The 21,396-nt window shown below is 64.6% G+C and carries 19 protein-coding genes; 4 read left to right on the top strand and 15 right to left on the bottom strand.

Translation table 11 applies throughout. The annotated features are described in order from the left end of the window. Positions 1-60: 60 nt before the first annotated feature. The 8 genes from araA to J3E61_RS05820 all read right to left on the bottom strand — a co-directional run bounded on the left by araA (position 61) and on the right by J3E61_RS05820 (position 9,627). Positions 61-1,557, bottom strand: coding sequence for an L-arabinose isomerase (gene araA / locus J3E61_RS05855; protein WP_210085449.1), 1,497 nt, complete (start codon positions 1,555-1,557; stop codon positions 61-63). Between the two features lie 11 nt (positions 1,558-1,568). Beyond that, the gene (locus J3E61_RS05850) at positions 1,569-2,273 is read right to left on the bottom strand and encodes an L-ribulose-5-phosphate 4-epimerase (RefSeq protein ID WP_210082924.1); all 705 of its coding nucleotides are present in this window, start codon (positions 2,271-2,273) and stop codon (positions 1,569-1,571) included. Then, a complete protein-coding gene (araB, locus tag J3E61_RS05845) occupies positions 2,270-3,937 on the bottom strand; it encodes a ribulokinase (protein WP_210082923.1) in 1,668 nt (555 codons plus the stop codon). Before araB ends, J3E61_RS05850 begins: the two co-directional genes overlap by 4 nt. A gap of 8 nt (positions 3,938-3,945) precedes the next feature. Beyond that, positions 3,946-4,962, bottom strand: coding sequence for a substrate-binding domain-containing protein (locus tag J3E61_RS05840; protein WP_192724322.1), 1,017 nt, complete (start codon positions 4,960-4,962; stop codon positions 3,946-3,948). Beyond that, positions 4,959-5,960, bottom strand: a complete 1,002-nt coding sequence (locus J3E61_RS05835) for a sugar ABC transporter permease YjfF (protein ID WP_210082922.1) — start codon at positions 5,958-5,960, stop codon at positions 4,959-4,961. The genes J3E61_RS05840 and J3E61_RS05835 overlap by 4 nt, the downstream gene beginning before the upstream one ends. Further along, the gene (locus J3E61_RS05830) at positions 5,957-7,030 is read right to left on the bottom strand and encodes an ABC transporter permease (RefSeq protein WP_210082921.1); all 1,074 of its coding nucleotides are present in this window, start codon (positions 7,028-7,030) and stop codon (positions 5,957-5,959) included. Before J3E61_RS05830 ends, J3E61_RS05835 begins: the two co-directional genes overlap by 4 nt. Continuing rightward, positions 7,027-8,517, bottom strand: a complete 1,491-nt coding sequence (locus J3E61_RS05825) for a sugar ABC transporter ATP-binding protein (RefSeq protein ID WP_210085448.1) — start codon at positions 8,515-8,517, stop codon at positions 7,027-7,029. The genes J3E61_RS05830 and J3E61_RS05825 overlap by 4 nt, the downstream gene beginning before the upstream one ends. 138 nt (positions 8,518-8,655) lie before the next feature. Further along, complete coding sequence (locus J3E61_RS05820; protein ID WP_210082920.1) at positions 8,656-9,627, bottom strand: ABC transporter substrate-binding protein; 972 nt, start codon at positions 9,625-9,627, stop codon at positions 8,656-8,658. A 443-nt stretch (positions 9,628-10,070) separates the two neighbouring features. Between J3E61_RS05820 and J3E61_RS05815 the strand changes: the two genes are divergently transcribed. The 3 genes from J3E61_RS05815 to J3E61_RS05805 all read left to right on the top strand — a co-directional run bounded on the left by J3E61_RS05815 (position 10,071) and on the right by J3E61_RS05805 (position 13,807). Next, a complete protein-coding gene (locus J3E61_RS05815) occupies positions 10,071-11,036 on the top strand; it encodes a substrate-binding domain-containing protein (protein ID WP_192725199.1) in 966 nt (321 codons plus the stop codon). Beyond that, positions 11,033-12,562 carry an ATP-binding cassette domain-containing protein gene (locus J3E61_RS05810; protein WP_210082919.1) on the top strand — a complete coding sequence of 510 codons (1,530 nt, stop codon included), beginning with the start codon at positions 11,033-11,035 and terminating at the stop codon, positions 12,560-12,562. Before J3E61_RS05815 ends, J3E61_RS05810 begins: the two co-directional genes overlap by 4 nt. A gap of 126 nt (positions 12,563-12,688) precedes the next feature. Further along, a complete protein-coding gene (locus J3E61_RS05805) occupies positions 12,689-13,807 on the top strand; it encodes a sugar ABC transporter permease (protein WP_210085447.1) in 1,119 nt (372 codons plus the stop codon). 4 nt (positions 13,808-13,811) lie between these two features. On the opposite strand, the gene J3E61_RS05800 is transcribed toward J3E61_RS05805, so the two are convergent. Further along, complete coding sequence (locus J3E61_RS05800; RefSeq protein WP_192725197.1) at positions 13,812-14,801, bottom strand: substrate-binding domain-containing protein; 990 nt, start codon at positions 14,799-14,801, stop codon at positions 13,812-13,814. A 137-nt stretch (positions 14,802-14,938) separates the two neighbouring features. Between J3E61_RS05800 and J3E61_RS05795 the strand changes: the two genes are divergently transcribed. After that, entirely contained in the window at positions 14,939-15,919 is a 981-nt protein-coding gene (locus J3E61_RS05795) for a zinc-binding dehydrogenase (RefSeq protein WP_210085446.1), read from the top strand. Here J3E61_RS05795 and J3E61_RS05790 read toward each other — a convergent pair. Genes J3E61_RS05790 through J3E61_RS05765 form a run of 6 tightly spaced genes read right to left on the bottom strand, consistent with a single transcriptional unit; the run spans position 15,906 to position 21,391 of the window. After that, positions 15,906-16,853 (bottom strand): aldose 1-epimerase family protein, encoded by a 948-nt coding sequence (locus J3E61_RS05790; protein WP_210082918.1) that lies wholly within the window; start codon positions 16,851-16,853, stop codon positions 15,906-15,908. The two genes, J3E61_RS05795 and J3E61_RS05790, sit on opposite strands and share 14 nt — an antisense overlap. Before the next feature lie 35 nt (positions 16,854-16,888). Beyond that, positions 16,889-17,290 carry a nuclear transport factor 2 family protein gene (locus J3E61_RS05785; RefSeq protein ID WP_192724315.1) on the bottom strand — a complete coding sequence of 134 codons (402 nt, stop codon included), beginning with the start codon at positions 17,288-17,290 and terminating at the stop codon, positions 16,889-16,891. Further along, complete coding sequence (locus J3E61_RS05780) at positions 17,287-18,165, bottom strand: TIGR03619 family F420-dependent LLM class oxidoreductase (RefSeq protein WP_210082917.1); 879 nt, start codon at positions 18,163-18,165, stop codon at positions 17,287-17,289. Before J3E61_RS05780 ends, J3E61_RS05785 begins: the two co-directional genes overlap by 4 nt. Continuing rightward, complete coding sequence (locus tag J3E61_RS05775) at positions 18,162-19,331, bottom strand: thiolase domain-containing protein (protein WP_210082916.1); 1,170 nt, start codon at positions 19,329-19,331, stop codon at positions 18,162-18,164. Before J3E61_RS05775 ends, J3E61_RS05780 begins: the two co-directional genes overlap by 4 nt. Positions 19,332-19,333: 2 nt before the next feature. Beyond that, a complete protein-coding gene (locus J3E61_RS05770) occupies positions 19,334-20,389 on the bottom strand; it encodes a thiolase domain-containing protein (protein ID WP_210082915.1) in 1,056 nt (351 codons plus the stop codon). A gap of 12 nt (positions 20,390-20,401) precedes the next feature. Then, complete coding sequence (locus J3E61_RS05765) at positions 20,402-21,391, bottom strand: OB-fold domain-containing protein (RefSeq protein WP_210082914.1); 990 nt, start codon at positions 21,389-21,391, stop codon at positions 20,402-20,404. Positions 21,392-21,396: the final 5 nt, after the last annotated feature.

The following is a 21,396-nucleotide window of genomic DNA, read 5'->3' as shown; positions in this document are numbered from 1 at the left end:
CGAACGTAAGCAGGTCGCGGTCGAAGCGATCCAATTGCCGCTTGCGCGAACCGCTTGTAGTCACAGACCGGCTGCCGCGTGGTGGTACACGTCGTTCCATCTGAGCTCCCGGGTGAATCCGCGGACGGTGGTGTCGCCGTCGATCACCAGCAACTCGGTATCGGTCATCGCGGCGAAATCCTCGAGTAGCTCCGTGCCGACGGCGGTGGTGAGCACCGTGTGGTGCGGCGCACCCGCCATCAGCCAGGTTTCCGCGGCGACCGACCAGCTTGGGCGTGGCTCCCAGACCGCGCACGCCACCGGAAGGTTCGGCAACGGGGCCGTCGGCTCGACGACCCGAACCTCGTTGGCCACCAGTCGGAATCGCGATCCGATATCGCTGATTCCGAGGATCACCGCGTCGGCGGGGGCCGCGGTGAACCGCAGCCGGACGGGATCCTCGCGGCCGCCGATGGACAGTGGGTGCACCTCCAGCGACGGCACGTCGCCCGCGATCGACGGGCAGACCTCCAGCATGTGGGCACCCAGTACGCGTTCGTCGCCGGGTGTCAGGTCGTAGGTGTAGTCCTCCATGAACGACGTACCACCGGGCAGGCCCTCAGCCATCACCTTGACCGCCCGCAACATCACCGCCGTTTTCCAGTCACCCTCGGCGCCGAAGCCGTAACCGTCGGCCATCAGGCGCTGCACGGCGAGGCCAGGCAACTGGCGCAGCCCACCCAGGTCCTCGAAGTTCGTGGTGAAGGCGTGAAAACCGCCTGTCTCCAGAAACTTTCGCAGTCCGGCTTCGATCTGCGCACCATGCCGAAGCGAGGTGTGGCGATCACCGCCGGGCCGCAGCTCTGGCGCCAGCCGATAGGCGTGCTCGTACTCGCGGACCAGCTTGTCCACCTCGGACGCCGGGACACGTTCGACCATGTCGACAAGCTCGTTGACCGGATACGTGTTGATCGACGCCCCGAAGTGCGCTTCGGCTTCGACCTTGTCGCCCTCGGTGACGGCGACGTTTCGCATGTTGTCGCCGAATCGTGCCACCCGCAAGGTCGCGAGTTCGGCGGCGGCCAGCGCAGCCCGTGTCCACGCCCCGATCCGAGAGCGGGTGCGCTGGTCGTCGACGTGGCCTGCGATGGTCTTGCGTGAGGTCGACAGCCGTGACTGGATGTAACCGAACTCGCGGTCACCGTGGGCGGCCTGGTTGAGGTTCATGAAGTCCATGTCGATGCTGTCCCAAGGCAGTTCGACTCCGAACTGCGTGTGCAGGTGCAGCAGTGGCTTTTGGAGCGTCTTCAGTCCACGGATCCACATCTTCGCCGGGGAGAAGGTGTGCATCCACGCGATCACCCCGACGCATTGGGCGCTGTCGTTGGCTTGTCGGATCACCGACGCGATGCTGTCGGAGGTGACGACCGTTGGCTGCCAGACGATCTTGACGGGAATCTCGGCGCAGCCGTCGAGCTTTTCGGCCAGTTGGCGTGACTGGCTCGCCACTTGGTCGAGGGTCTCCTGGCCATACATCGATTGGCTGCCGGTGACGAACCATACTTCGCCATCGAGCATTCGGGAGTCGATCACGTTGCTGAGCCTTCCTGTGGAACGGCCGGCTGGCCGTAGACGTTCTGGTAGCGGTCGAAGAGGGCGGTGACGTGGCGATCGTCGATGCGGTCGACCGCTCCGAGCTGTTGACCGATGTGCACGGTGCGCGCGACGTCCTCGACCATCACGGCGGCCTTGACCGCCGAGCGGGCGTCGGGTCCCACGGTGAACGGTCCGTGGTTGCGCATGAGCACCGCAGGAGATCGGCTGCCGCGCAACGCCTCGACGATGCCGCGGCCGATCGAGTCGTCACCGATCAGGGCGAAGGGGCCGATGGGGATGTCACCGCCGAACTCGTCGGCGATCATCGTGAGCACACACGGAATGGGTTCGCCCCTGGCCGCCCACGCGGTGGCGTATGTCGAGTGGGTGTGCACCACTCCGCCGACCTCGGGCATGTGGCGGTAGACATAGGCATGCGCGGCTGTGTCCGACGAGGGGGCGAGACGGCCGTCGACGAGGTTTCCGTGCAGGTCGCATACCACGATGTCGTCGGGTGTCAGCGCGTCGTAGTCCACGCCCGACGGTTTGATCACCATCAGGTCATGGCCGGGCACGCGCGCCGACACGTTGCCCGCCGTCCAGATGACGAGCTGATACTTCGTCAACTGCGCGTGTAGCTCGCAGACCTCTCGCCGCAGTTGTGCGACAACGGAATTGATTTCAGATGTGACGGTCACTCGGTTGCTCCAGCTCGTGCGGTTGCCGATATCTCGCGAAGCGTGCGCATCATTGCGTTGCCGCGCCCGAACCAGTCGTGCAGCTTCACGTACTCCGCATACAGCGCGTCGTAGCGCAAAACGTTGTCGGGATTCGGGACGTACGCATTGCGGACGCGTCCGCCCATCTGCTTGGCAGCGGCAGCCACATCCTGGTACGCGCCCGCCGCCGCGGCGGCGTGAATGGCCGAGCCCAGCGCCGGCGCTTGGGCCGAGTTCACTGTCGAGAGAGGCAATCCCAAGACGTCGGCGTAGATCTGCATCAGCAGGCGGTTCTTGAGCAGGCCGCCTGCCACCACGAGTTCGGTCACGGGCACACCGCTGTTGATGAATGTCTCGACGATCATCCGGGTGCCGTAGGCCGTCGCCTCCAACAAGGCGCGATACATGTCGACGGACGTGGTGGCAAGGGTCTGCCCGACGATTGCACCCGACAGCTGGTGGTCGACGAGCACCGACCGATTGCCGCTGTGCCAATCGAGTGCGATCAGGCCATGCTCGCCGACGGCCTGGCCGGCGGCGGCCTCGGTGAGCAGCTCGTGCACCGTGATGTTGCGCGCCAGCGCCTTCTCGTGTGCTGCGGCGGGGACGCAATTGTCGACGAACCAGCCGAAGATGTCACCGACTCCTGACTGGCCTGCTTCATAGCCCCAATAGCCGGTGACGATGCCGCCGTCGACGACGCCGCACATGCCTGGGACTTCGCGCAGAACATTGGAATTCATCACGTGGCAGGTAGACGTGCCCATGATCGCCAGCATCTGGCCGGGTTCAAGGCAGTCGGCCGCTGCGGCCGTTACGTGTGCGTCGACATTTCCGACAGCAACCGGAACACCGGCAGGCAAGCCCGTCCAAGCCGCCGCGGTCTCGGTCAAGGTTCCTGCCGCGTCTCCGAGCGCGCCGATCGGATGGCGCAGTTTGGTGTCGACGAAATCCGCGAAGTCGGGAGCAAGCGCCGCAAGGAAGTCCGGGGTGGGGTAGTGACCGTCCTGGAGGATGCCCTTGTAGCCGGCACTGCACGCGTTGCGCACATAAGTTCCGCACAGCTGCCACACGATCCAATCGGCGGCCTCGACCCACCGGTCGATTGCGTGGTAGACCTCCGGGTCCTCCTCAAGGATTTGCAGGGCCTTGGCGAACTCCCATTCGCTCGAGATCAAGCCGCCGTAGCGCTTGAGCCATGGCTCTTTTCGGTCAGCGGCCAATGCGTTGATCCGGTCTGCTTGCGGTTGCGCAGAGTGATGTTTCCACAGTTTGGCATAGGCGTGCGGGCGCTCCGCGAACGCTGCCGTCTCGCACAGCGGCCTACCGTCGGCCTGGACCGGGATCATGGTGCAGGCCGTGAAATCCGTGCCGATTCCAATCACGTCATCCGGATTGATACCGGACCGGCGGATCGCTTCCGGGACAGCCCTTTTGAGCACCCGACGATAGTCCTCGGGGACCTGCAGAGCCCATTCGGCGGGCAGGCGCACGTCCCCGACCGGTAGCGAGCGGGTGAGCACACCGTGTTCGTAGTCGTGCACCGCGCTGGCCACTTCCTCGCCATCGTCGACGCGGACCACGACGGCGCGGCCCGACAGCGTGCCGAAATCGACTCCGATCGTGTACTTCTGGCGTTGCATGTCGTTCCTCACTTGGTCGGGTATGCCCGAGTGCTGTCCCGAACGATGAGTTCGGGAGCGAGCAGTGGTGTGGCGTGCGAGACCCCGTCGATGACGGCGGTCAGAAGTTCGATTGCGCGTTGGCCTACGGCGTGGAAGTCCTGTCGGACTGTGGTCAACGCGGGATTGAGGTAGGCGGCCTCGGGCACGTCGTCGAACCCGACCATGCTGACGTCGCCGGGCACCGAGATGCCGGCTTCCGCGAATGCGTGCAGGATGCCGATCGCCATCTGGTCGTTGGCGACGAAGACAGCCGAGAAGTCGTTGCGGTTGACCAGTTCCCGGCCTATGGCGTAGCCGCGGGCGGGAGTCCAGTCGCCTTCGAGGTCAGCTCGTACCGGTAGTCGGGCTGCATGCATGACCTCGACGTACCCGGCACGGCGGGCCCGGGCCTCGGTCCACGTCAGCGGGCCGCTGACGTGGATGATGTCGCGGTGACCGAGATCGACGAGGTGTTGGGTCGCCAGCCGTGCTCCTTCGGTCTGGTCGACACCGACGCTCAGCCCTCGCCCTGACAGCTCGCCTTCGACGACGATCAACGGGATCGACGTGGCCTCTGAGCGCACGACGGCGAGTGCGTCCTGTTGGGTGACGATCATGATGATCGCCTCGACCGACTGGCGGCTGAGATAGTCCAGCGCGCCGCGCAATTCGTCATGAGTCACCGCGGCGACGGTCACCAGACTGGTGAAGTAGCCAGCCGCACGGGCCGCGTCCTGAATGGAGAATTGGATGCTGGCAGGCCCGTGGAGGGCGGTGTTGCTGCCGATGATCCCGATGATCTTGGAGCGTCTGGTGACCAGTGCGCGGGCGGCCGTGTTGGGTCGATAGTCCAGGTGGGCGATCGCGCGCTCCACCCGTTCGCGCGTGCTGGGCCGGATGTTCGCCGAGCCGTTGATGACCCGCGAAACCGTCTGGTGGGACACGCCCGCGAGTTTCGCGACGTCGGCCATCACGGGTCTGCGCGGAGTGGGTTCGACGGTCATCGGGTGTCCCTGACCAGTACGCGTTGCACCAACACGAACACCAGCAGCAGAACCCCCGTCATGATGCGCGTCCAGTAGGAGTCGAGGTTCTCCGTGGTGACAAAGACCTGGATCGTGCCGAGCACGAGCACCCCGATCACGGCGCCGAGCACGAAACCGACCCCACCGGAGAGCAATACACCGCCGATCACCGCGGCGGCGATCGCGTCGAGTTCCAATCCGATGCCGTTGAGGCTGTACCCGGACAACTTCTGCACGCCCAGCAGCACGCCTGCCAACGCGGCACAGAAGCCGCTGATCACATACACACAGACCTGGGTACGGGCGGCGGCCAATCCCATCAGCTGGGCCGACTGCCTACTGCCGCCGATGGCGTAAACCGTGCGTCCGAACCGCGTTTCGTGCAATACATATATTGCCGCCACCACGACGATCAACGCGACGACGACGGTCCAGCGGATGAACTTGTCCTCGTAGAGATACAGATAGTTCAACCCGAGCTTGCGCAACAGCGGATCCTTGATCGGTAGCGTGCCGACACTGATGACGTAGCACAGTCCGCGGGCCAGGAACATGCCTGCCAGCGTGACGATGAACGGTTGCACGTCGAAGTACTCGATGACCGTGCCCATCAACAGACCCAGCACCGTGCCGGCCAGGAGTACGAACACGATGGCAACCGGTGCGGGCCAACCCGATTCCAGCGTCTTGGCGAGTATCACCGTGGACAATGCGACCACCGAGCCGACGCTCAAATCGATGCCGCCGGTGAGAATGACGAAGGTCATTCCGACGGCCAGCACGATCAGGTGAGCGTTGTCGACAAGCAGGTTCAAGAACACCTGCGAGGGGCTGCTGAACCCGTACCGCACGACGATGGTGGCGAACAACGCGACGAAAAGGACGAACGAGGCGACAGGGGACAGGTACCGGCCGCGGATTCGGTCGGTCACCGCGGGCAGGAAGCCATCACGGCGATGCATGGTCTGGGTGCTCATGACGCCGCCACCGTGTCCGTTCTCGGCGCAGATTCGGCGACGTCGTCATTGGGGATCGTGGGCTGCCCCGCTGTAGCGCGCCGCCGCCGAAGTAGCCTCCGGAATTTGGGTGCTTGCATCAGGCACACCGCGATGACCACCACCGCCTTGAACACCAGCGTCGTCTCCGGCGTGATACCCGCGGTGTACACCGTGGTGGTCAGCGTCTGAATGATCAAGGCGCCCAGAATGGTTCCGGTCAGGCTGAAGCGACCACCTAGCAGCGATGTACCGCCGATCACCACTGCCAGGATGGCATCCATCTCGATCCACAATCCCGCGTTGTTGGCGTCGGCGGCCGAAATGTTGGAGGCGATCATCAACCCTGCGATACCGGCGCACAACGCGCTGAACACGTAGACGGCGAACACGATCGTCCGGTACCGCACACCAGCCAGTCGGCTGGCCTCGGGATTGACGCCGATGGCTTCCAGCAGCATGCCCAGCGCGCTGCGACGGGTGATGATTGCGACGACGGCGAACACGGCCAGGCTCACCAGGATCGCCACCGGCAGCCCGAGCGCATAGCCGGCGCCGAGGACCTTGAACCGCTCACTGCTGACCGTGACAATCTGTCCGTTGGTGATCAGCAGCGCGATGCCACGACCAGCCGTCATCAACACCAGCGTGGCGATGATCGGCTGAATTCCGAAGCTGGACACCAGGATCCCGTTCCACAAGCCGAGCACCACCGCCGCACCGAGCGCGATCAGCATCGCCGTCGCAACTCCGGTCAGGCTGTTGCCTTCCGGCTGCGCCGCAATATGTGCGCACGCCAGCGCGCCGGAAATCGCGACCACCGCGCCGACGGACAGGTCGATGCCGCGCGACGCAATGACGAGCGTCATCCCGAGTGCGACGAGCATGGTCGGAGCACCGTTGCGGAGAATGTCGATCAAACTCCCGTACAGGTGGCCGTCCTCGACGCGGATCGCCAAAAAGGACGGCGTGAGTACGACATTGAGACCCAGCAGGGCGATCAACGCCAACGCCGGCCAAAGCAGTGGTGAGGCGATCGCGCGGCGAGTCATTGTTGGCTGCCGCTCGCGATGAGCCGGGTGAGCTCCGAAACCGGGCAGCCGCCGTCCAGTTGGGCGATGTTGTGGCCGTCACGCATCAACGCGATTCGGTCGCTGATGCGAACGACCTCATCGAGTTCGGTCGAGATGAACAGCACCGCCATGCCGTCGGCAGCCAGTTCGGTGACCAGCTTCTGGATCTCGGCTTTGGCGCCGACGTCGATGCCGCGCGTCGGCTCGTCGAGGATGAGCAGCGCGGGTTGGGTGATCAGCCAGCGGGCCAGCAGCACCTTCTGCTGGTTGCCGCCGCTGAGGTTCTTGATGAGCGTATTCGGATCTCGGGGCCGGATGTCGAGCGTCTCCATGTAGCGACTGACCAGCCTGTTTTTCGCCTTCGCCGACAGCGGCCGGGCGAAGCCGCGCCTGGCCTGCAGCGCCAGCACCAGGTTGTCGCGCACGCTGAGCTCGGCGACGATGCCGTGCGTCTTGCGGTCCTCGGAGGTGAACGCGAACCTGCGAGCGATCGCGGCCCGCGGCGAGCGCAACCGGGCCTGCTTGCCGTCGACGCTGAGGTGCCCGCTCGTCGGCCTGTCCGCACCGAACAGCAGGCGGGCGAATTCCGTTCGGCCAGAACCGAGTAGCCCCGCCAGGCCAACCACCTCGCCGGGGAAGATGTCGAGGGTGACAGGGTGCACCCGTGGCGGCCTGCCGATGTCTGAGGTACTGACGATCGGCGGCACCATGTCGTTGCGGTGTGTTTCCTGTGCCGTCTCCGCGATTTCGTCGAGTACCTCGAGTTCACGGCCCAGCATCGCGGTGACCAGCTGGTGGCGACCGAGGTCGGCGGTGAGGTATTCGCCGACCCGCCGTCCGTTGCGCAGCACCGTCATTCGGTCCGAAATCTCATACACCTGGTCGAGAAAGTGCGAGACGAAGAGCACGGCCGTGCCGTTGTCGCGCAGTTGCCGGATCACCCGGAACAGCTCGGCGACTTCCTCGGCATCCAGGCTGGACGTCGGTTCATCGAGAATGAGGACCCGCGCCGAAACCGCCGTGGCGCGGGCGATCGCGACGAGTTGCTGAATGGCGATCGGATGGGCACCGAGTGTCGAACGAGGGTCGATGTCGAGTTCCAGGTGCGAGAGCAGGTCGCGAGCGCGGCGATTCAGTGCACGGTGATCGATGCGTCCGAACCTTCGCGGTTCGCGGCCGAGCAGAATGTTCTCTGCGACAGTCAGATTGGTGCAGAGGTTGACTTCCTGGTAGACGGTGCTGATTCCGGCGTCCTGTGCCTGGCGTGGACCGGTGAAACGGCATGGCACACCGGCCACCGTGATGCTTCCGGCGTCGATGTCGTACACACCGGTAAGAGCTTTGATCAGAGTCGATTTGCCCGCGCCGTTCTCGCCCATCAGGGCGTGGACCTCACCGGGTAACAACCGGAAGTCGACGCCGTCGAGCGCCTTCACCCCGGGAAAGGTGATGCTGATGTCACGCATCTCGACCACGGGAGTCGGCGACTCTGCGGTGGACGTCGGTGCCATGGGGTCATCGCTTTCCGGTGTGGAACTTGGCGCCGCCCCAGGATGAGGGGTAGGGCCGACCGGGGCGGCGCCAAGAGTCTTCAAAAGGTGTTGTCAGTACTTGCGATCGGGCAGCGCGGCGATTGCTTGCTGCTGATCGAACGTCTTGTCGGGCACGACAACACGCGATGGCACTGCTTCACCGGCGACAACCTTCTTGGCCAGATCCATCAGTTGCGGGCCAAGCAAGGGATTGCATTCGACGAGGAAGTTGAACTTGCCGTCGGCCAACGCCTGCATGCCGTCGTGGGTGGCGTCGACCGCGACGATCTTGACGTCTTGTCCCGGCTTGAGACCGGCTGCCTCGATGGCCTCGATGGCTCCCAGACCCATGTCGTCGTTCTGGGCGAACACCACGTCGATCTTCGGATTGGCTTTCAGGAAGGCTTCCATCACCTGCTTGCCGCCCGAGCGCGTGAAATCTCCTGTCTGCGAGGCGATGATCTTCAGTTTCGGGTTGGCCGAGATGGCGTCGGCGAAGCCCTTGCTTCGGTCGATGGCAGGGTCCGCTCCGGTGGTGCCTTCGAGTTGGACGATGTTCACTTGTGCTGGCGCCGCTGCAAATTGCTTCACGACCCAGTCACCGGCGCTGCGGCCTTCGGCAACGAAGTCGGCGCCGACGAACGTCTTGTAGACGTCGGTCTCCTGGGTGTCGACCGCGCGGTCGGTCAGGATCACCGGGATGCCGGCGTTCTTTGCTTCGAGCAGCACCGCATCCCAACCGGTCCGCACGACGGGGCTGAACGCGATCACGTCGACGTGTTGCTGAATGAACGACCGGATCGCCGAGATCTGGTTCTCCTGTTTTCCGTTGGCGTCGGAGAACTTCAGGTCGATGCCGGCGGCCGTGGCGGCCTCTTGGATGTTCTTCGTGTTGGCCGTACGCCAGCCGCTCTCGGCACCCACCTGGGAGAAGCCCATGGTGATCTTGCCGTCCGCGGAGCCGCCGGGCGCCGGACCGCTTCCGCAGCCCACCACCGTTGCTGCGATCAGCGCACCCAGCGCCGCTGCCAGGGTTCTCTTCACCGCGACTCCTCACTTGTCGGTTGTCGAACTCGGTCGCTACGGGCCAGGTCGGCGCGGGTTCGCGCAGCACCTGCAGTGTGACCGGCGTTACACTGCCTGGATGTTAGCGCTAACAATCAAAGGGTGTCAACGCCTGAATCGAGATGCGAATCCAGGCGGAGAAGCCGCCGCGTTGTTGACGCGAAATTTGCCAACGCACCAGTTCAGTGCCCTGATTGACCGAAGTTGTTGACAAGCCAGTGAGTTGGCTCACATACTATCGCCTTGCATGTTAACGCTCACATTCTGACCGGCCTCTGTGCCGCGTTTACCAGGAGGATCTCGTGCGGAAGTTGATCTGGCTCGCCGTCGTGGCGCTGCTGACCACGCTGGCTCTCTCGGGCTGCGGCCGGTCCACGGACACGGCCAGCGGCAACGGGGAGAAGGGCACCGTCGGAATCGCGATGCCGACCAAGTCGTCGGAGCGCTGGGTCGCCGACGGCAAGAACATGGTCGATCAATTCCAGTCGCTGGGCTACACCACCGATCTGCAGTACGGCGATGACGTCGTGCAGAACCAGGTGTCCCAGATCGAGAACATGATCACCAAGGGCGTCAAGCTACTTGTCATCGCACCGATCGACGGCTCCTCACTGACCACCACTCTGCAACATGCGGCGGATGCCAAGATCCCAGTGATCAGCTATGACCGGTTGATCAAGGGCACGCCCAACGTCGATTACTACGCGACATTCGACAACTTCAAAGTCGGCGTGCTGCAAGGCAGTTACATCATCGACAAGCTCGGACTGGCCCAGGGCAAGGGTCCGTTCAACATCGAGCTGTTCGCCGGTTCACCCGACGACAACAACGCCACGTACTTCTTCGACGGCGCGATGAGCGTGCTCAAGCCCTACCTCGACAGCGGCAAGCTGGTCGTCAAGAGCGGCCAGACGTCCTTCGACCAGATCGCGACTCTGCGGTGGGATGCCGGTCTGGCCCAGTCGAGGATGGACAATCTGCTCAGCCAGGCCTACACCACGGCGCGAGTCGATGCTGTGCTGTCGCCCTACGACGGCATCTCCCGCGGTGTCCTGTCGGCGCTGAAGAGCGCCGGTTACGGCACCCCCGCCAAGCCGCTGCCGATCGTCACCGGACAGGACGCCGAATTGGCCTCGGTGAAATCCATCGTCGCCGGCGAGCAGACCCAGACCGTCTTCAAGGACACCCGCGAACTCGCGAAAGCCGCTGTGCAGGAGGGCAATGCCGTGCTCACCGGCGGCAAGCCTGAGGTCAACGACACCAAGACGTACAACAACGGCGTCAAGGTGGTCCCGTCGTATCTGCTCCAGCCGGTCAGCGTCGACAAGTCGAACTACAAGGCCGCGCTTGTCGACTCGGGCTACTACACCGAAGCGCAGGTGCAGTGACCTCGACGCTGCTGGAGATGCGGGGCATCACCAAGCGGTTCCCCGGCGTCACCGCGCTCTCCGATGTGGATCTGACGGTGAAAGCCGGTGCCATCCATGCCATCTGCGGTGAAAACGGCGCCGGTAAGTCCACGCTGATGAAGATCCTGAGCGGGGTCTATCCGCACGGGGACTACGACGGTGAGATCCGCTTCGACGATCAGGTATGCGAGTTCAAGGGCATTCGGTCCAGCGAGCGCGCCGGCATCGCGATCATCCACCAGGAACTCGCGCTGGTGCCCTACCTCTCGATAGCCGAGAACGTGTTCCTCGGCAACGAACGTAGCCGCCGCGGCGTAATCGGCTGGGACGAGACCCTTATCGAGGCGCAGGCGTTGCTCGACCGGGTCGGTCTGCGGGAGAGCCCACAAACCCGCGTCGCTGACATCGGCGTCGGTAAGCAACAACTGGTCGAGATCGCCAAGGCGCTTTCGAAAAAGGTTCGCCTGCTCATCCTGGATGAGCCGACCGCGGCGCTCAATGACTCCGACAGCCGTCACCTGCTCGACCTCATCGTCGACCTCCGCGAGCAAGGCATCACTTCGATCATCATCTCCCACAAGCTCAACGAGGTGATGCAGGTGGCGGACACCATCACCATTCTGCGTGACGGGCACACGATCGAGACGATGGCTGTCGACGATGAGCTCTCGGAGGACCGCATCGTGCGCGGCATGGTCGGCCGCGACCTCACGCACCGGTTTCCGCCTCGGCCGCAGCGCGACATCGGTGAAGTCGCGTTCGCGGTGTCCAACTGGACCGTTCTGCATCCAATCGACCAGCAGCGCAAGGTCGTCGACGATGTGTCGCTTCAAGTACGCGCAGGCGAGATCGTGGGCATCGCGGGACTGATGGGTGCAGGCCGGACAGAGCTGGCCCTCAGCGTGTTCGGCCGCTCGTACGGAAAGTACGTGAGCGGCAAGGTCTTCAAGGGTGAGAAGGAAATCAGTACCCGAACCGTCTCGGATGCGATCCGCAACGGCATCGCCTACGCGACCGAGGATCGAAAGCATCTCGGTCTTAACCTGATGGACAGCATCGCCGAAAGCATCACCCTGCCGTCGCTGCGCAAGATCAGCAAGCGGTGGGTGATCAACCAGCACGAGGAATCCGGTGTTGCCGAACGGTTTCGCGCCTCGATGCGTATCAAGACGTCGTCCGTGTCGGCGGTGACGGGCAAGCTCTCGGGCGGCAACCAGCAGAAGGTCGTGCTGAGTAAGTGGCTGTTCACCGACCCCGACGTGCTCATTCTCGATGAGCCGACGCGCGGCATCGACGTCGGCGCCAAGTACGAGATCTACACGATCATCAACGAGCTGGCCGCACGCGGAAAGGCGGTGCTGGTCATCTCGTCGGAACTGCCTGAGCTGATTGGCATCTGCGATCGCATCTATGCACTGAGCCAGGGCCAGCTCACCGGCGAGGTGGCGCAAGCTGACGCGACGCAAGAAACACTGATGCGTTACATGATGAAAGGACGTGCGTAGGTGACCACCACCGTCGAGCAGCCGTCGCAGACCCCAGAGGCGCAACCAGAATCGAACAAGCCGACGCCGCCGGGACTGCGCCAACGGGTGTCCTCATTTCTCGTGTCACACATTCGTCAGTCCGGCATGGTGGTGGCGCTGGCCGCGATCGTGTTGTTGTTCCAGGTGTGGACCGGCGGAATCCTGCTCAAGCCGCTGAACGTCACCAACATCATTCAGCAGAACGGGTACATACTGGTTCTCGCGATCGGCATGGTCATCGTGATCATCGCCGGCCACATCGACCTGTCCGTCGGATCCATCGCCGGATTCATCGGGGCGATGTCCGGAGTCTTGATGGTGCGCAACGACATGCCTTGGCTGCTTGGCGTCGCGGTGTGTATTGGGATAGGCGCACTCATCGGCGCCTGGCAGGGGTTCTGGATCGCCTACGTCGGGATCCCGTCGTTCATCGTCACCCTTGGCGGAATGCTGGTCTTCCGCGGCGCGACTCAATACCTACTCGAGGGCCAGTCCATCGCCCCGATGCCGCATGGGTTGGAGCAAGTCAGCAGTGGATTTCTGCCAGAGCTCGGAGCCAACGCCGTCTACCACTGGCCGACCGTCATTCTCGGAGCCGTCGTCACCGTTGCCGCCGTGGTGGTGCAAGTGCGTCGTCGGCGTTCACAACTCCGATACGGCCACGAGGTTTCGTCCACCGCGGTCTTCGTCGCGAAGTGCGCGGCCATCGTCGTAGCTCTGGCGGCATTCACTCTTCTGCTGGCCAGTTACCGGGGCGTACCGATCGTCGGCATCATTCTCGTCGTGCTGACCATCGTCTACGCATTCGTCATGCGCAACACCGTCCTCGGGCGCCAGGTATACGCCGTCGGCGGAAACTCCGCTGCAGCAAGGCTTTCGGGGGTCCGCAACCAACGCGTCACACTGCTGGTGTTCGTGAACATGGGCATCCTCGCCGCGGTCGCGGGCCTGTTGTTCGCGGCGCGACTGAACTCGGCGACACCTCAGGCGGGCATCAACTTCGAACTCGAGGCCATCGCTGCGGCGTTCATCGGCGGCGCCTCGTCCAGCGGCGGTGTCGGCACCGTGTTCGGGGCGATCGTCGGTGGACTGGTGCTTGGCGTGCTGAACAACGGCATGTCGATCCTCGGCATCGGCAGTGACGTGCAACAGGTGATCAAGGGCCTGGTGCTGCTCGCAGCAGTCGGTTTCGACGTCTACAACAGGCGAAAGGGCGGACGCTAGAACGTCAGCGTCGCCTGGTGCTCTGCCGAATGACGAGTTGAGCGGGTACCAGGATCGGTTGATCGTCGATCGGCCCGTCGTCGGTGTTTTCGATTCGCGCGACGAGCATTTCGACGCTTCGGCGGCCGACCGTTGCGAAATCCTGGCGGACCGTGGTGAGCGGCGGCGAATAGAACTCGGCTTCCGGCACATCGTCGAATCCGGCCACCAGGATGTCGTCCGGGACCGTGCGGCCTGCCTCGGCCAGTGCACGCAGCAGGCCGAGCGCCATCTGATCGTTGGCGACGAAGACGGCCTCGACGTCGGTGCGACGCGCGAGAGCGATGCCGGCCTGATAGCCCGAGGCGGCGGACCAGTTGCCTTGCAGCGGTTCGGGAATGACCCGCCCCGAGGCGGACAGCTCCTCGCGCCACCCGGCCAACCGGGCTTCGGTTTCCGTCCAGCCGTCGGCACCAGTCACGTGCCAGACGGTCGATGCGCCCTGCTCGAGCATGTGCCGCGTGACCTGTCGCGCCCCGTCGAACTGATCGACGCTGACCACCGGCAACCCCAATCCACCGGTGCCGTCGACGGCAACGACGGGCATGTCGCGCCGCAGCCCCGAAAGCGCCTCGCGGGTTTCGGACAGCGGCGCGATCACCACCACGCCTTCGACGGACTGCTCGGTCAGTCGGTTCATCGCGCCAGGCAACGTGGTGCGGTCGATGGTGGATTCACTGGCCACGCTGACGAAATACCCCGCGCTGCGGGATGCGTGCTCGATCGCGTACAGCATGCTCGCCGGGCCGTACAGCGTGCTGTCAAAGCAGATGACGCCCAACGTTTTTGACCGGTGAGTGGCAAGTGCCCGCGCTGCCAGGTTGCGGTGATAGCCCAGCTGGTCGATGGCGGCGTGCACGCGGCGCCGGGTGGATTCCTTCACCGCCGCGGAGTCGTTGAGCACCCGGGACACGGTCTGATGTGAGACGCCCGCGGCCTTGGCGACGTCGAACATGTTCACCGGTCGGCGCTCGACCCGTTCAGCCATCGAAAGCGACCTCCTTTGCTGTCGCATCGTAGTCGGAATATGAACGGTCACCGGGCTTTGACGGACTAGATGTGAGCGCTAACATTTCAGTTATGCCGGCCGAGATGACCGTCGCGCGACTCCACGGAGTGCGGGATATCAGGTGCCACAGCGAGGCCGTGCCAACCGCGGGTGCCGGTGAGGAACTGGTGCGTATTACCGCGGTCGGGCTGTGCGGATCCGACCTGCATTGGTTCACCGAGGCGGGCATCGGCGACGCGAAGCTGACGCGACCGGTGGTGCCGGGCCACGAATTCGCAGGCGTCATCGAGGGCGGACCGCGCCACGGCGTGGCCGTCGCCGTGGACCCGGCCTTGCCATGCCGTCAGTGCGAGATATGCCTCGGCGGTGATCTCAACCTCTGTCCGGATGTCGTGTTCGCCGGGCACGGCGGCCAGGACGGCGGACTGCAGCAGTACCTGGCCTGGCCGTCGTGGGCCCTTCATCCCTTGCCCGCCGGGATGAGCGCGATCGACGGCGCAGTTCTCGAGCCACTCGGCGTCGCACTGCACGCATTGGACTTGGGCCACTTACGAATTGGCTCGACGATCGCAGTCGTCGGCGCTGGCCCGATCGGCCTGCTGTTGGCGCAGGCCGCGAGGAGATCTGGGGCTACCCGCGTCGTGGTCGTCGAACCGCTTGCGCACCGACGAGACGCAGCCAAGCGATTGGGAGCCGACGTCGTGCTCGACGTTGATGAGGCGGGCGACGATATCGGCGCCGACACCGTTTTCGAAATGGCAGGCACCGACGCAGCGGTCGAGATGGCGCTGCGCGCCGCGCGACCGGGCGCCAGGGTGGTGCTCGGTGGCATTCCCGACGGTGACCGCACGTCGTTTCAAGCGTCCATCGCGCGCCGGAAGGGCCTGACGCTGGTATTGGTCAGGCGCATGAACGAGGCTTACCCGCGGGCGATTCGGCTCGTCGAGCAAGGGCTGGTCGACATCTCGTCGATCGTGACCCATCGATACCCGCTCGAGCATGCCGCCGAGGCGTTCGCCGTGGCCGCCGACAGGCAAGGGCTGAAGGTCGTCATCGAGCCCTAGCGTCGTGGTAGCGGATCGCCCACGACATCGACCAGCACTCGCCGGGCTCGAGCCACCGAAGTCCTTCCCCGCTGTTGAACGCATCGGCCGGTGCGGTCATCGGTTCGATCGCGACAGCAGTGGTCAATCCGCCCGCGCCCGGGAATTCGCGAGTGATGAAAACCTGCACATAGCCGAATTGTTCGTCGGCCCATAGGGATACGGTCCGCCCGTCCGGCGCGCTGAGCCAGTGGGTGCTGCCACCGCCGGCCGTCACCACTCCCGACCATGCGTCGTCGAGGTCAAGGGCGGCCACAAGCCGGCCCGCACGCAGGTCCCACTCTGTGCCGTCGACGGGCGTCACGCCAATCGGATTGAGCCGTTCGTCGACATCGATGTGCCTGCCGGCCGATACCGTCAAGGTGAGCGAATCCGTTGGGACGTCGCCGATTCTCAGGAACGGATGGGCTCCGACAGCGACTGGCGCGCAGGCTGTCCCGACGTTGCGGACGGTGTGCATCACCTCGAGGCCGTCGGAGACGACGGTGTAGCAGACCGTGGTGTCCAGCGTGAACGGGTAGCCGTTCTGCGGGAAGACGGGTGCCCGCAGGGTCACCGACCGTTCGGTGCGTTCGGCGAGTTGGTACGGCGTATTACGCAGCAGGCCATGCAGCGCGTTGCCGCGCGCTGGTTCTGTGATGTCGAGTTGCATCGTCTGGCCCGCGTACGTCCATCGCCCGTCGCGCACCCGATTGGGCCACGGCACCAGGACGATTCCGCTTCCGAACGGCGGCGGGGCGTCGGCGTCGTAGCCTGCGGTGAGTTGCACGCCGTCGATGGAGAGGTGCCGGATGGCGGCGGCGACCTCGGTGACGATCGCCCGCACGGACCGGCCGGCAGCGTCGAGAGATAGCTCGTATTGCTCACCGAGCGCGGGCCAAGGGGTAACCGTCACCCGGTAATGTTAGCGCTAACATTTCCTGAGCGCAGTTACAGCTTGCGCGCGCTCGCCGTGGCCTTGTCGAGTTCCCAATAGGCCCGCAGCGCGACGATCTTGCCGTCGTCGTTGACGCGGTACGTGAAGACGCCCTCGGCGGTGACTTCGTAGCCTGCGGACCTGATCACGATGTTGCCGACGTTGGCTTCCTCGTTGCCGCAGACGTAGGTTTTCTCGAAGTTGAACGTCAGCTCGCTCGGGGCGATCGCCATGTCGTAGAACTTCGCGATCGCCTCCTTACCGCGATGGCCCTTACCGTCCGGGTCGAAATGCGAAGGACCGATCGGATCCTCGACGATGGCGTCATCGGCGAACACGGCCAGCCACGCCTCTTTGTCGTGCGCCGTGGCGGCCTCGCGGGAACGCTTGCCCGCCAGATGAACCGGCGCCGTCACTGTTGCCAACCGGAGTGAATGAAGGTGTCGGCGTACCGCTTCAAAGAGTCCTTCTTCGTCTCGAGCGGAGCATCGAAGCCGTGCCCCTCGAGAACCCATGGGATGACGATGTTGTCGGTCACCCCGGCGTCGGCGAGTTCACGGTGCCCGTCGACGTCGAACTTGTCGATGCACACCGCCTGGAACTCGAACGGTACGTCAGCGCGGTCGTGCTCGGCGAGCAGAGCTTTCAGTTTGCCGATGATCTCGGCCAGTTGGTCGCAGGTCAGCATCGCGCTGGTCCACCCGTCGCCGATGCGCGCGGCGCGCTTGAGCGCAACGTCGGTGTGGCCGCCGACATAGAACGGCACCGGCTTGCTCGGCGCCGGGCTCATCTGCAGCTTGTCGAAATCGTAGAAGTCCCCGTGGAATTCGACCATACCGCCGGCAAGCACGAGCTTGATCACCTCGATCATCTCGTCGACGCGCTTGCCGCGCTTGGCGTACGGCACGCCGCACCACTCGAATTCCTCAGGTGCCCAACCGATCCCGACACCGAAGCCGAACCGGTTGTTGGTGAGGTTGGCTACCGAGCCCACCTGGCGCGCGAGCAGCAGCGGGTTGCGCGAGCCCAGCTTCATCACGTTGGTGTAGAAGCGCAGCGTCGACGTCACCGCACCCATGGCGCCCGCGACGATCAACGGATCGGCCCACGGGGTTTCCTCGTTCCACATCCGCGAACCGTCGGCGGTGTACGGATAGTCGGTCGACTGCTTCTCCATGTAGAAGATCGAGTCGGGCAGTGCGATCGAGTCGAAGCCGACTTCTTCCGCCGTCTTCGCGAGCTCGACGAGGTGCTCGATCGGGCTCATCGCCACGCTGACGGTGTACTTCACGGCTTGTCCGCCCCCACGACCCACATCGAGTAGTACTGTGCGCCACCGCCGTACGCGTGACCCAACGCCTTTCTGGCGCCGGGAACCTGATGGTTGCCGGCCTTGCCCATCACCTGGATCGCCGACTCAGCGAACCGGATCATGCCGGAGGCGCCGATCGGATTCGACGAGAGCACACCGCCGGAGGCGTTGAGCGGGATCTTTCCGGTGATCTCGGTCTCGCCCGCTTCGGTGAGTTTCCACCCTTCGCCTTCCGCGGCGAAGCCGAGGCTCTCCAACCACATCGGCTCGTACCAGGAGAACGGCACGTACACCTCGGCGGCGTCGATCTCGTCGATCGGGCTCTTGATTCCGGCGGCCTTCCACAACGCGGCGGCGGCGTCACGGCTGGCCTGCGGGTTGACCTGATCGCGGCCGGCGTAGGCGAGCGGCTCGGTGCGCAGCGCGGTCGCGTGGATCCATGCGACCGGATGACCGTCGGCGATATGCGCCTCTGCCGCTTCCTCATTGCCGATCACCATGGCCGCCGCGCCGTCCGACGACGGACACGTCTCGTCATAGCGGATCGGATCCCACAGCATCGGCGACTCCATCACCTTCTCGACGGTGATGTCGGGCTGGTGCAGATGTGCCAACGGGTTCTTGGCGCCGTTGCGGCGATCCTTCACAGCGACGATCGCGCCGATATGGTTGGGCGCACCCGAGCGGCGGATGTAGGCGCGGATATGAGGGGCGAAATAGCCACCCGCGCCCGCACCGACCGGTTTGGTGAACGGGACGGGAATGCTCAACGCCCACATGGCGTTTGACTCCGACTGCTTCTCCCACGCCATCGTCAGCACGCGCTTGTACTTGCCTGACTGCACGAGACTGGCTGCCACGATTGCGGTCGAACCGCCCACCGAGCCCGCGGTGTGCACGCGGATCAACGGCTTGTTCGTGGCGCCGGTTGCGTCGGCCATGAACAGTTCGGGCATCATCACGCCCTCGAAGAAGTCGGGCGCCTTGCCGACCACCACGGCGTCGATGTCGTCGAACGTCGAGCCAGAGTCTTCCAACGCCCTGTCGATGGCCTCGCGAACAAGGCCGTTCATCGACACGTCGTGGCGCTTGGCGACGTATTTCGTCTGCCCGGTGCCGAGCACCGCTGCGAGCTGCCCCGCCATTTCTATTTCCCTTCCAGGACGGCGACGAGATTCTGTTGCAGCGCAGGTCCGCTCGTGGCGTGCGCCAGCACGCGCTGGGCTGACCCGTCGAAGATGTGCTGCGCGGCGAAGCCGATGCGTTCGAGCCCCGCCGAGAACATCGGGTTGGCCGCCAGCGCGCCGCCCGAGGGGTTCACTTTGGTCGACGACGGCAGCCCGATCGCCTCCGTGAGGATCAACTGCTGATGGGTGAACGGCGCGTAGATCTCGGCTACCTCGATGGAGCCGGTGTCACCACCCGTGGCCGCCTTGGCCGACGCGGCCGTCGACGGCGAGGTGATCAGATCGCGTGCGCCGAGAATCGGGGTTTCGATGCGGTGCTCGAATCCGGTTATCCAGGCCGGATTTTCGCGGAGTTCTCGAGCCCGGTCGCCTGCGGCGAGCACGATCGCTGACGCGCCGTCGGTGATCGGGGCGATGTCATGGCGCCGCAACGGGTCGGCGAAGAACGGTCGAGACAGCAGTTCATCGATGGACTTGGCAGGTTTCTCCGAGTCGGTACGACCCGCCGCCGCAAAGGAATCCAGTGCGACCTGCGCCATGTCCTCGGCAGTCCACTTGCCTGCGTCGAGCCCCATCCGGGCCTGCAGACCGGCCATCGACACCGAATCCGGCCACAGCGGGGCGACCGTGTAGGGGTCGGTCTGCAGTGCCAGCACGCGTCGCAGCGTGCCCGCCGACGACTTACCGAATCCGTAGACCAGCGCGGTCTCGACCTGACCGGTCAGCAGCTTGATGTAGGCCTCGTACAGCGCCCATGCCGCATCCATCTCGACGTGCGACTCGTTGATGGGCGGCACCGCGCCGATGGAGTCGATCGCCGAGATGAACGAGAACGCCCGCCCGGCAAGGTAATCCGACGATCCCGAGCACCAGAAGCCGATATCGGTCTGCTGCAGGCCGAGTTCGTCGTAGAGCTGGTGGAAACACGGCATCAGCATCTCGACGCCGTTGGTGGTGCCGTCGGTGCGGCGAACATGCGGTGCGTGCGCGAAGCCCACCACTGCGATATCAGTCATATGAAAAGCCCTTTACAGGTGGTGCTTGTAGGTGTCGTACTCCGCGTCGGGCTCATCCGTCGGCCGGAAGTAGTCGATGTTGTCGATGCCGAGACCCCACTCCTCGCGGGGCTTCCACACGGCCTGAACCCGCATACCCATCCGGACATCGGCCGGGTCGATCTCGGTGACCAGATGCAGGAACGGGATGTCGGCGCCGTCGAGCAGCACATAGGCCGCGACGTAGGGCGGCTTGATCCGCTGACCCGAGAACGGGATGTTGATGATCGCGAACGTGGTGACCGTGCCCTTGTCGGGCAGCTCGACGAACTGGTCGAGTTCCAGGCCGGTGGCCGGGTCGGCCTCCTTGGGCGGGAAGTACACCTTCCCGTTGTCGCCGGTCCGCGCGCCAAGTAGCTTGCCCTCTTCCAGCGCCTTGAGGAACTTGGTCTCGGGCAGCGACGCGGTGTGCTGGATCTCGATGGACGATGGCGTCACCTGAATCTTGACCGGCTCCCGGTCGTCGGGCTGGCCCTCCGGCTCGGCATCTTCGCCTGGCAGGAAATACGCGATGTCGGTGATCGCGCCGACCGGCTCGTCAATCCAGTGCGCATGCACGCGGGCGCCGGTGCTGATGGCGTCGGAGGAGCCGGCATCGACGGCGTGCAGCAGGGGGGTGTCTGCGCCGTCCAGTTTTATCAGCGCCCATGCGAACGGACGGTCCAGCGGCTGGCCCTCCAGTGGGGTCGACTGCCAGGTCCACGACAGCACCGTGCCGACGCCGCTCACCGGTACGATCTCGGTCAATTGTTCGTACGTGACCGGGTCGTACTCTGCGGGCGGCACGTGCACGCGCCCGTCTGAACCGCGCACACCGACGATGCGCCGCTCCCGCAGGGCGGTGAAGAACTGAGACAGGAGTGGGCCGACTGAACGGGTGTAGTCGAATGAGAGCTTCAGCGGCGCGGAGAGCGGCCGCTCATGCTTGTCGATCTGCACCGGGCTGCTTTGGCTGGTGGTCACGGCAT

Origin of the sequence: Mycobacterium sp. OAE908 (assembly GCF_017872775.1) — a bacterium.
Lineage (GTDB): Bacteria > Actinomycetota > Actinomycetes > Mycobacteriales > Mycobacteriaceae > Mycobacterium.
The sequence above is the reverse complement of the archived record's forward strand: the minus strand, read 5'-3'. Positions and strand labels throughout refer to the sequence as shown.

What these genes read in the sequence shown, in the direction of transcription:
- araA (WP_210085449.1), bottom strand. Translation starts at nt 1,557, where the DNA reads ATGCTCGATGGCGAAGTATGGTTCGTCACCGGCAGCCAATCGATGTAT.
- araB (WP_210082923.1), bottom strand. Translation starts at nt 3,937, where the DNA reads ATGCAACGCCAGAAGTACACGATCGGAGTCGATTTCGGCACGCTGTCG.
- J3E61_RS05840 (WP_192724322.1), bottom strand. Translation starts at nt 4,962, where the DNA reads ATGACCGTCGAACCCACTCCGCGCAGACCCGTGATGGCCGACGTCGCG.
- J3E61_RS05835 (WP_210082922.1), bottom strand. Translation starts at nt 5,960, where the DNA reads ATGAGCACCCAGACCATGCATCGCCGTGATGGCTTCCTGCCCGCGGTG.
- J3E61_RS05830 (WP_210082921.1), bottom strand. Translation starts at nt 7,030, where the DNA reads ATGACTCGCCGCGCGATCGCCTCACCACTGCTTTGGCCGGCGTTGGCG.
- J3E61_RS05825 (WP_210085448.1), bottom strand. Translation starts at nt 8,517, where the DNA reads ATGCGTGACATCAGCATCACCTTTCCCGGGGTGAAGGCGCTCGACGGC.
- J3E61_RS05815 (WP_192725199.1), top strand. Translation starts at nt 10,071, where the DNA reads ATGCCGACCAAGTCGTCGGAGCGCTGGGTCGCCGACGGCAAGAACATG.
- J3E61_RS05805 (WP_210085447.1), top strand. Translation starts at nt 12,689, where the DNA reads ATGGTGGTGGCGCTGGCCGCGATCGTGTTGTTGTTCCAGGTGTGGACC.
- J3E61_RS05800 (WP_192725197.1), bottom strand. Translation starts at nt 14,801, where the DNA reads ATGTTCGACGTCGCCAAGGCCGCGGGCGTCTCACATCAGACCGTGTCC.
- J3E61_RS05795 (WP_210085446.1), top strand. Translation starts at nt 14,939, where the DNA reads ATGACCGTCGCGCGACTCCACGGAGTGCGGGATATCAGGTGCCACAGC.
- J3E61_RS05775 (WP_210082916.1), bottom strand. Translation starts at nt 19,331, where the DNA reads ATGGCGGGGCAGCTCGCAGCGGTGCTCGGCACCGGGCAGACGAAATAC.
- J3E61_RS05770 (WP_210082915.1), bottom strand. Translation starts at nt 20,389, where the DNA reads ATGACTGATATCGCAGTGGTGGGCTTCGCGCACGCACCGCATGTTCGC.